Raw genomic sequence first — 9,921 nt, forward strand, 5'->3', positions numbered from 1 at the left:
AAACGAGGTAAAATACAGAACTTCGCTTGTTTCTAAATCGTTACCCATCAAGAAACAAATCTTTGCAAACTATTCAAATTCAGCGATAAAGACAATTCGTAATGTCTTCTCATGTGATAAGTCAGCCGTTTGTTTATTCCGGCTGCTTTGGCTATTTTTTTCAGCAATATATCCGCATTGGTTAAGGTACACAGCTTGAACACTCTCCCGTCCGTTCCTGCAAAGGGCGTATCTTTATATTTGTTTATAATACGCTGGGGAATATCCGTAATTGGGATAAACGCAAACGAACCTGTCTTTTTTCTGTTCAGTGTGATACACAAATCTCCGCTTTCCTGCCTTTGGAAATTATCGTAAGTCAAATTTTCAAGGTCTGCGTAAGCGATGCCCGTAAAGGTTGAGAAGATAAACATATCTCGGATAAATATTTCAGTGGGATGTTTCACGTCTGATTTCATCAATAATTTGATTTCGTCTATTGACAGCCATTTGCGTCGAACCGTCACCTGTTCGTAGCTATAATCAAAGAACGGGTCTTGATAGACAAGTCCTTTGTTCATGGCTCGTTTTATCAAGGCATGGAATATCTTGATATAATTATTCACCGAATACGCCGAAATTTGCAAATTGACTTTCAGATAGTAGTTAAAGGCTTCAAGAAAGGCAAAGTCCACCTGACAGAAAGGAATGTCCGGTATTTCATACTTATGTTGCAGGAAGCCCTTTAGATGCTTGCGTACCGTTTCATATTTCCTGTATGTCGAATCGGCTATGGTAACGCCTAACGCCTGCCGTTTTTCCTCTATGAGTGTTTCCAGTTCCAGCATCAGCGAATTTTGTTTGAGCGTGAAACCTTGCAGGGCGTTCTTTAAGGATTCAGCCGTAATGTAGCTTTTGTTTTCAAGTAATGTATTGTAATATTTCATCAGATCGTTGCGGTACTTGTTTATCTGCTTGTTCACCTCCTTTTCTTCCGCCGTGTTTCCTGTTGCCGCTCCCTGCTTGGCATCCCACTGCTGGGGAAACAGTTCCAAACCTGTACTGAAAGCGGTGTTTTTACCGTCCACCGTGATGCGTCCCATTACCGGGCATTTCCCTGATTTCTTTACCTTGCTGGTATTGAGATAAAATAGTATGGAAAAAGTACTTCTGTTGTTCTGCATAATCTTTTCTTTTTTCATGGGATAAAATTAAATTCGTTTGCTATCCGCTGGGCGAATTGTTTCATGTCGTTTATTACTTTCTCGTTGTTCAGACGAGCGTAACGTTGGGTGGTCAGAATGCTGGTATGCCCTAACATCCGGCTTACACTTTCTATCGGAACGCCTTGCGACAGGCAAATTTGGCTGGCAAAGGTGTATCTTGCCATGTGGTAGGTCAATGTCCGGTTTATCTTGCAATGCCGGGCGATGCGCTTAAGACCTACATTGACCTGTCCCAAACTCATAACCGGAAAAACGTTGTCGTTGTCTGCCAGCCCCTCATAATATTCAATTATCTGAATTGGTATATCCAACAGCTTGACATTGAATGCCGTTTTCGTCTTTTGGCGTTCTGATGAAATCCACAGGCTGCCGTCACTCTCCTTTATGATGTCTTTCCAAGTCAACTTTTTAAGGTCTGCGTAAGATATTCCGGTGAAAACAGAAAAGACGAACATATCCCGGATGAAACGCTGGGTAGCGGATTTCAAGGGAGTGGAAACCAGCCTTTCCAGTTCTTCGGAGTTCAGCGACTTGTTTTGTAGCGTTGTCTTTTCCGTTCCAAAACCCGCAAAGGGGTGTCTGTTGATGATATTCCGGTGCAATGCCAACAGGACAACTTTATTAAACAGGACAAGCCTTGACTTTACCGTCCTCGCTTTCATCTTGCGTTTTACCCGGAAATAGAAGTCCAACGATTCAATGAACGGCAAGTCCAGTTCGCCAAACGGGATGTCGTTTACATGGTATTGGACTTTCAGGAAGTCTTTAAGTTGGCTGTACAATACCTCATACTGCTTATAGGTGGATGCTGCCCGGTCAATGCCTATTCTTGCCTTGAAATCCTGCATCATTTCTTCGAACAGGACAAGGACGGTCTTTTGCGTGGTTACATTGCCCTGAAAGGCATTCTTTACTTCAACGGCTGTAACCTTGCCTGTCCGTTTCAGAATATCCTTGTAGCTGGTATGTATGGCAAGGTTGATTTTATTTATTGCCCGGTTCAGTTCTACGGCTTGTCTGCTTTTTCCGGTTGCCCGTCCTGACTTCACGTTCCATAGGCGTTCCTCTACTTTCAGTTTGGAACTGAACTGGGCTATCGTGTTCCCGATAATGATTTTACCTATTATCGGATAAATGCCGCTGGTATTGGCTGCGTTCTTTTCCCTTTTGATGTAAAAGGAAACTTTCAATTCGTTGTTCATAATCACTCATTTTTAAGTTTGTAAAATTACTGCTATTGTGAGTCTTAGAACAATGTGAAACACAGACAAATAAGGACTTTTGCGGTCATTTGAGGACATCTGTTCTGCATCGTTTTTTGCTTCCCCAAATGGGTAACGAATAAGAAACGGAACGGTTGCTTCAATCCACTGTATTTTGCTAAATCTGCATCGGACAGTAAAGGACTACAAAAGACTTTCGTTTCTGTTAATGAATCAGTTACGCCGTTTTACTTCCTTCTTCCATTTTGCATTCTTGTTTTTTGTACGCTACAAAACCGTTTTTCGTGCCTGAAAACGCCTTGCCCCTTGCGGGGGTAAAAATCACTCCGAAGTCGTAATTTTTTAATCCAAAGAAGTATGGAAACAAGAAGAACCAACAAGGGCGGTCGCCCCGCCCTCGCAGACCCGGCGAAGCATCGCCATGTCCTTTACCTGAACGACCGGGAGAACGCCCGCTTCCTCTCGCAGTGGGAGCAGTCGGGCGTCACGAGCAAGTCCCGTTTCATCGCCGCCCGGCTGTTCGGCGAGCCGTTCCGGGTGGTGAAAGTGGATAAGTCGGCAGTAGAATATTGCACCCAGCTGACCGAATTTTATGCACAATTCAGAGCGGTAGCGGTCAATTACAACCAAGTGGTAAAGGTGTTGCACGGCAATTTTTCGGAGAAGAAGGCACTGGCTTTTCTCTATAAACTGGAGAAAGCGACCACTGAATTATCTATGTTAAACCGTCAGGTTATCGACCTGACAAACGAGTGCAAGGAACTATGGTTGCCAAAATAAGCACGGGCGGCAATATGTTCGGCGCACTGGCTTACAACCAAAACAAGGTGGACAGCGAGGAAGCAAAGGTGCTTTTCTCCAACCGGATGCTGTTAAGCGAGGACGGGAATTTCTCTATCGGCGAGTGTATGCGCAGTTTTGAAATGCAGATGCCCGTCCAGCTGTCCACCAAAAAGCCGATACTTCATATTTCCATAAACCCGCATCCGGAAGACGTGCTGACAGACCAGCAGCTTTCCGACATTGCCAAAGAGTATATGCGGAAGTTGGGTTATGGCGACCAGCCTTATTTAGTGTACAAGCATACCGACATCGACCGCCACCATATCCACATCGTGGGATTGCGGGTGGACGAGAACGGCAAGCCGCTGAATGATAGGTTCGAGCATCGGCGCAGCAAGCAAATCACCCGTGAACTGGAAAAGAAATACGGGCTGCACCCGGCAGAGCGAAAGGAACGTGCCGAACGCCCGGAACTTAAAAAGGTGGACTATGCTGCCGGGGACGTGAAGCACCAAATCGGCAATACCGTGAAAGCGGCTTGCTACGGCTACCACTTCCAGTCGTTCGGGGAATACAAGGCTTTGCTTGCCGCTTACAACGTGTGCGCCGAGGAAGTCAAGGGCGAGATAAACGGCAAGCCCTATCAGGGCATTGTCTATTCCGCCATGAATGATAAGGGCGAAAAGGCGGGCAACCCGGTAAAGGCTTCCCGCATCGGCAAGTCGGTGGGCTATGGAGCGGTACAGCGCAGAATGGAGAAATCGGGCGAACTGATTAAGAACGGCAAGCTGAAAGAGCGCACCCGGAAGATTGTAGCCACTGCCATGCAGACCGCCCGCAGCCGCAAGGAACTGGAACAGCAGCTAGGGAAACAGAGCATTGACGTTGTATTCCGTCAGAACGACAGCGGGCGCATCTATGGCATTACGTTCATCGACCACGACAGCCGGGTGGTGCTGAACGGTTCACGCTTGGGCAAGGAGTATTCGGCGAACGTGTTCAACGAACGCTTTTCGGGCGAAACCGGAAAGATGCACCAGCCCGAAGTGTCAGCACCGCAGCAAGACCAATCCACGCATCAGGAACAGCCGGAGTTCACGCCGAAATCCGACATCGTTTCGGGCGTGGCTTCCGTGTTGGGTACTTTCGGCGGATTGTTGGGCGGCGGTGCATCAGGCGGTGACGAGCCGCAGGACACCGCCCGCCAAAATAGAAAGAAGAAAAAGAAGCGCACAAGGCGCATTGACTAACTTAAAAAACATTACAATCATGCAACAGGAAGATGATTTGAGAGGGCTTGCAAGGGTCATGGACTTTATGCGGGCTGTCAGTATTCTATTCGTGGGAATAAACGTGTACTGGTTCTGTTACTCCACCCTGAAAGAATGGAGAGTGACGTTTGAGGTGATAGACAAGATACTGTGGAACTTCCAGCGCACCACCGGGCTGTTCTCGTCTATCTTATGGACAAAACTTTTTTCGGTGGTGTTCCTCGCCCTGTCGTGCATCGGCACTAAGGGCGTGAAAGAGGAAAAGATAACATGGACGAAGATACATTGCAGCCTTGCGGCTGGTGTCGTGTTGTTTTTCCTGAACTGGTGGATGCTGGAACTGCCGTTGCCACATACGGCGGATGCCGTGTTTTATATCGTTACGCTATCGGCGGGCTATATCTGTATGCTCATGGCGGGTACGTGGATGTCCCGGTTGTTGAAAAACAACCTCATGGATGATGTCTTTAATACCGAGAACGAAAGTTTCCTGCAGGAAACAAGGTTTATCGAGAACAAGTATTCTGTAAATCTGCCTACCCGGTTCTACTATAAGAAGAAATGGAATAATGGCTGGATAAATGTCGTGAACCCGTTCCGTGCCAGTCTTGTACTGGGAACGCCGGGCAGCGGTAAGTCGTATGCAGTGGTAAACAGTTACATAAAACAGCAAATCGAGAAAGGTTTTGCGCTTTACTGCTATGATTATAAGTTTCCTGACCTTTCGGAAATCGCTTACAATCATCTGCTTAATCACTTGGACGGCTATAAGGTAAAGCCTAAGTTTTACGTTATCAATTTTGACGACCCACGCAAGAGCCACCGATGCAACCCGATAAACGCCAGTTTCATGTCGGACATTGCGGATGCCTATGAAGCCAGCTACACCATTATGCTCAACTTGAATCGCAGTTGGATAAGCAAGCAGGGCGACTTCTTCGTGGAAAGCCCGATTATCCTTTTGGCGGCTATAATTTGGTATTTGCGCATCTATCAAGGCGGTAAGTATTGCACGTTCCCCATGCCATAGAATTGTTGAACAAGAAATACGCCGATGTATTCACCATTTTGCGCAGCTATCCCGAACTGGAAAATTATCTCTCCCCGTTCGTGGATGCTTGGGAATCAGATGCCCAAGAGCAGTTGCAGGGGCAGATTGCCAGTGCGAAAATCCCGCTTTCAAGGATGATTTCACCCGCCCTTTACTGGGTAATGACAGGTGATGATTTTTCACTTGACATCAACAACCCGAAAGAGCCTAAAATCTTGGTTGTCGGCAACAATCCTGACCGCCAAAATATCTACTCGGCAGCACTGGGATTATATAATTCCCGTATCGTGAAGCTGATAAACAAGAAAGGTCAGCTTAAAAGTTCAGTGATAATAGACGAATTACCGACTATATATTTTCGTGGGCTTGATAATTTGATTGCCACCGCCCGAAGCAACAAGGTTGCGGTTCTGCTGGGCTTTCAGGATTACAGCCAACTTACCCGTGATTACGGGGACAAGGAAAGTAAAGTAATCCAAAATACGGTGGGTAACGTGTTCAGCGGTCAGGTAGTCGGTGAAACGGCGAAAATCCTGTCCGAACGTTTCGGTAAGGTGTTGCAGAAACGGCAGAGTATGACAATCAACCAGCGGGAGAAATCCACCTCGATAAGCACCCAAATGGACAGCCTGATACCCGCCAGCAAAATATCCAACCTCACGCAAGGTATGTTCGTGGGTGCTGTGGCGGACAACTTCGATGAACGGATAGAGCAGAAGATTTTCCACTGTGAAATCGTGGTGGATAATGAAAAGGTGAAGCGGGAAACCGCCCGTTACGTGAAGTTGCCGCAGATAATTGACTTCACCGATAAGGACGGCAACGACCGGATGCAGGAGGAGATACAAGCCAACTATGACCGCATCCGTCAGGAAGTCCGGCAGATAGTCGAGGACGAGATAACACGGATTAAGAACGATCCGGAGCTATTCCACTTGATTAAGGAGGAAGAATAAATGACTGACAATAAGCTTATTTTGTTAAACAATTGCTATATTTGCAATAATGTTTCAAACCATTTAAAAGTCTTACTATTTTTGTCTGGGATTGTTGGTTTGCTTTAAATTCAAAAATATGGAAATAATAAAATTGCCAAGATTAGAACGGATTGTTTTTCATAAGAAGGGGTGTAATAATATAATAAAGCAAATGATTGCACCTGAGTTTGATTTACCTTTAAATATTGAAGAAACAAGTAAAAGTTATGTAATAATAAATTATCTTGGTGCTAAGTATTGCTTAACATGCAATAAGGAAACTTATCCCCAAGATATTACTTATGTACTTCTTACCGACACAAGACCCACCAAGGAGAAGTTAGCTTCATGTTCTGTATGTATAAAATGTTGGTTAAAACATCCTTTGTTAAAAGAATATTCAACAAAAGAAGTTGTCCAATCATGGAAAAATGATTTCTTTTTTAAAGAAGAAGACCAAAATAATAACGGACTGAGGTTACCTCAAATAGGAGCTTTACATATGATTCTTGGGCATTTGAAAATGCCGTTAGAAACTGCAACAGTTGTTTTACCTACGGGAACCGGAAAAACAGAAACAATGTTATCTGCTTTGGTTGCTAATCAATGTGAGCGATTGTTAGTTACCGTTCCTTCTAATTCTTTAAGAAATCAAATTTTTGATAAATTTGAATCATTTGGGTTATTAAAATCATTTGGAGCAATAGGTAAAAAATCCTTATACCCAATAGTAGGGATTATAAAAGAGAAGTTTGAAACTTCTGATTTATTAAAGAGCTTTTTAGCACAATGTAATGTTATTGTTACAACAATGCAAATACTTACCGGTTGTTCTGATGAAGAACAGAATTTATTTGTGTCTCAATGCTCTCATATTTTTATAGATGAAGCACACCATGTAAAAGCACCGTCTTGGAATTTATTCAAAAGTAGATTTCCTGCGGAAAAAGTGATACAATTTACAGCGACCCCATTCAGGAATGATGGACAACGATTAGATGGTAAAATAATTTTTAACTTCCCATTAAAATATGCTCAAGAACAAGGGTATTTTACTAAAATAGATTTTATACCAATAAAAGAGTATGATTCAGATAAAGCTGATGAAATAATAGCAGAAATTGCTGTACAACGGTTACGAGAAGATTTAGTAAAATACAACCATATATTGATGGCTCGTTGTGCTACAAAGGAACGGGCAGAAAAAATTTTTGAAATTTACAAAACGCATACTGACCTCAATCCTGTAATTATATATTCTAATTGTCATGATTATCGAAATGTATATCAGAAGATTCTCCGAAAAGAAGCTAAAATTATAGTTTGTGTAGATATGTTAGGTGAGGGATTTGATTTACCAGAATTAAAAATAGCAGCCTTTCATGATATAAGAAAGAGCCTTCCCGTTACCTTACAATTTGCCGGACGTTTTACTCGTACAAAGTATGATGAAAAACTGGGACATGCTTCTTTTATTGCTAATATTGCTGATTTAGATGTACGTGCTGAATTAGAAGATTTATATGCAGATGGAGCTAACTGGAATCAAATCCTTTCTGATACAAGCTACGAACGAATAGACAATGAAGAGGAATACAAAAATTTAATGGATGGTTTTGAAAATCTAAGCAATTCTAATATTCCGTTTAGTAACATTCATCCAAAATTTAGTGTTGTTGTTTACAAAAACAAGACAAAGTCTTGGTTTCCTAATAATTTCAGCAAAGGAATCCCAGGATTTGAAGATTTACAATATAAATTTCATGATATAAACGCAGGAGAAAAGATACTTGTCATAGTAACAGCAAGAATTGTAAATGTAGAATGGGTAAATCATAAAGATATACAACAATTAGTATGGGACATGATTATTGTTTTTTGGGATACAAAAAATAATCTTCTTTTTATAAATAGTTCAGATAATGGAAGTTTATATAAAGAACTTGCAGAAGCTATTATTGGTGATAAAGACAAGCAACCTGAATTAATTAGAGGTGTAGATGTTTTTAAAGCTTTCCATAATATTAAGCGAACAAAACTAAGAAATGTTGGATTAAAATATTTTATCGGTAAAGATATTCGCTTTAGAATGCATGTTGGATATGATGTTGCAGAAGCATTAAGCCTTGCTGAAAGGCAGAAAGGAGAGAAGGCTTTTGTTGTAGGAAATGGTTTTGAAGGTGGTGAACGAACTAATATCGGGGCTTCTTACAAAGGACGTATTTGGAATGTAATTAAAAAAGGAGATTTGAAAGAATTTAAACAATGGTGCGTCGAATTAGGAGAAAAACTTGTTGATGATTCCATTGATTCCAATCAAATTTTAAAAGAAACCTTGATACCTGAAGCTATTACAACTATACCTGATATTGCTGCTATTTGCATCGACTGGGATGAAGATGTTTATATGGCTCATGAGAATCATTATCGTTTTTCTATTGGTGGTTCAATATCTACTCTTGCAGATACAGACATTCAACTTGAAAAAGAACAATGTGTAAAAGGGAAATTACTGTTTTCGATAATAACAGATTTTAAGAAAGCGGATTTTGAATTGGAATTGTTCGAAAATGCGAATGGAGATGACCGATATGCAGATTTTAAAATCAATCAAAGAAGTTCTGAGAAAGTAGAAGTTGCTTATGGAAATAAGACAATGACAGGGATCCAGTTTTTTGAAAAATATATTCCAACGATATGGTTTGCTGATGGTTCTGCATTAACGGGAAATGAATATGTCCAATTAAAGCAAATTATAAATGTTTACCCTAAGGATAATATTATTGCATGGAATTGGCAGGGAGTATCATTATGTAATGAATCTCAACAAGTATATCCTAAAATTACTGATTCAATACAATATAAAGTTATTGAAGAACTCAAAAAAGGTGATTTTGATATAATATATGATGATGATTATTCCGGTGAAATTGCTGATGTTATAACGATAAAATTATATCCTGATAAAATTTGTGTGGGGTTGTATCATCTAAAATTTGCAATTGACGGAAGGGTTTCAGATCAAATTAAAAATTTGTACGAAGTGTGTGGACAAGCTCAAAAATCTGTACATTGGAAACATAAAGAAGGAGCTGATTTTTTTAATCATTTACTCAGAAGAGAAAACAAGAAACGAAATGGTTATAGTTGTAGTCGTTTAGAAGTAGGAACAAAACAAGAATTGGAAAAATTACTATCAATTGCTAAGAAAGAAATTCCAATGGAGTATGAAATTTATATTGTGCAACCCGGTTTTTCCAAAACAACTGCTACAAATGAAATTCTGACGTTATTAGGTGTTACTGAAAATTATATAAAAGAAGTAGCAGGAATAAACCTTAAGGTTATAGCTAATCTGTAATAGTCAAGACTTGTTCTGACATTTGTTTTACTATCGGACAAAAAAACTGT

At 41.3% G+C, this 9,921-nt stretch carries 5 protein-coding genes and 1 pseudogene; 4 read left to right on the top strand and 2 right to left on the bottom strand.

Annotation, left to right across the window (positions count from 1 at the left end):
* Positions 1 to 47: 47 nt before the first annotated feature.
* Both E5342_RS18040 and E5342_RS18045 read right to left on the bottom strand, forming a co-directional pair.
* Positions 48 to 1,163 carry a site-specific integrase gene (locus tag E5342_RS18040; protein ID WP_246867162.1) on the bottom strand — a complete coding sequence of 372 codons (1,116 nt, stop codon included), beginning with the start codon at positions 1,161 to 1,163 and terminating at the stop codon, positions 48 to 50.
* A gap of 14 nt (positions 1,164 to 1,177) precedes the next feature.
* Complete coding sequence (locus tag E5342_RS18045) at positions 1,178 to 2,407, bottom strand: site-specific integrase (RefSeq protein WP_135959993.1); 1,230 nt, start codon at positions 2,405 to 2,407, stop codon at positions 1,178 to 1,180.
* Positions 2,408 to 2,785: 378 nt separating this feature from the next.
* Between E5342_RS18045 and mobA the strand changes: the two genes are divergently transcribed.
* The 4 genes and pseudogenes from mobA (at position 2,786) to E5342_RS18065 (ending at position 9,871) form a co-directional block, all read left to right on the top strand.
* Positions 2,786 to 3,208 (top strand): conjugal transfer protein MobA, encoded by a 423-nt coding sequence (mobA, locus tag E5342_RS18050; RefSeq protein ID WP_135959994.1) that lies wholly within the window; start codon positions 2,786 to 2,788, stop codon positions 3,206 to 3,208.
* Positions 3,193 to 4,461 (top strand): conjugal transfer protein MobB, encoded by a 1,269-nt coding sequence (gene mobB / locus E5342_RS18055; RefSeq protein WP_135959995.1) that lies wholly within the window; start codon positions 3,193 to 3,195, stop codon positions 4,459 to 4,461. The genes mobA and mobB overlap by 16 nt, the downstream gene beginning before the upstream one ends.
* Positions 4,462 to 4,480: 19 nt before the next feature.
* A pseudogene (mobC, locus tag E5342_RS18060) lies at positions 4,481 to 6,489 on the top strand (conjugal transfer protein MobC).
* Between the two features lie 118 nt (positions 6,490 to 6,607).
* Entirely contained in the window at positions 6,608 to 9,871 is a 3,264-nt protein-coding gene (locus tag E5342_RS18065) for a DEAD/DEAH box helicase (RefSeq protein ID WP_135959996.1), read from the top strand.
* The last annotated feature ends 50 nt before the right edge of the window (positions 9,872 to 9,921 follow it).

The organism is Parabacteroides distasonis, assembly GCF_004793765.1.
In the GTDB taxonomy this organism is placed as follows: domain Bacteria; phylum Bacteroidota; class Bacteroidia; order Bacteroidales; family Tannerellaceae; genus Parabacteroides; species Parabacteroides distasonis_A.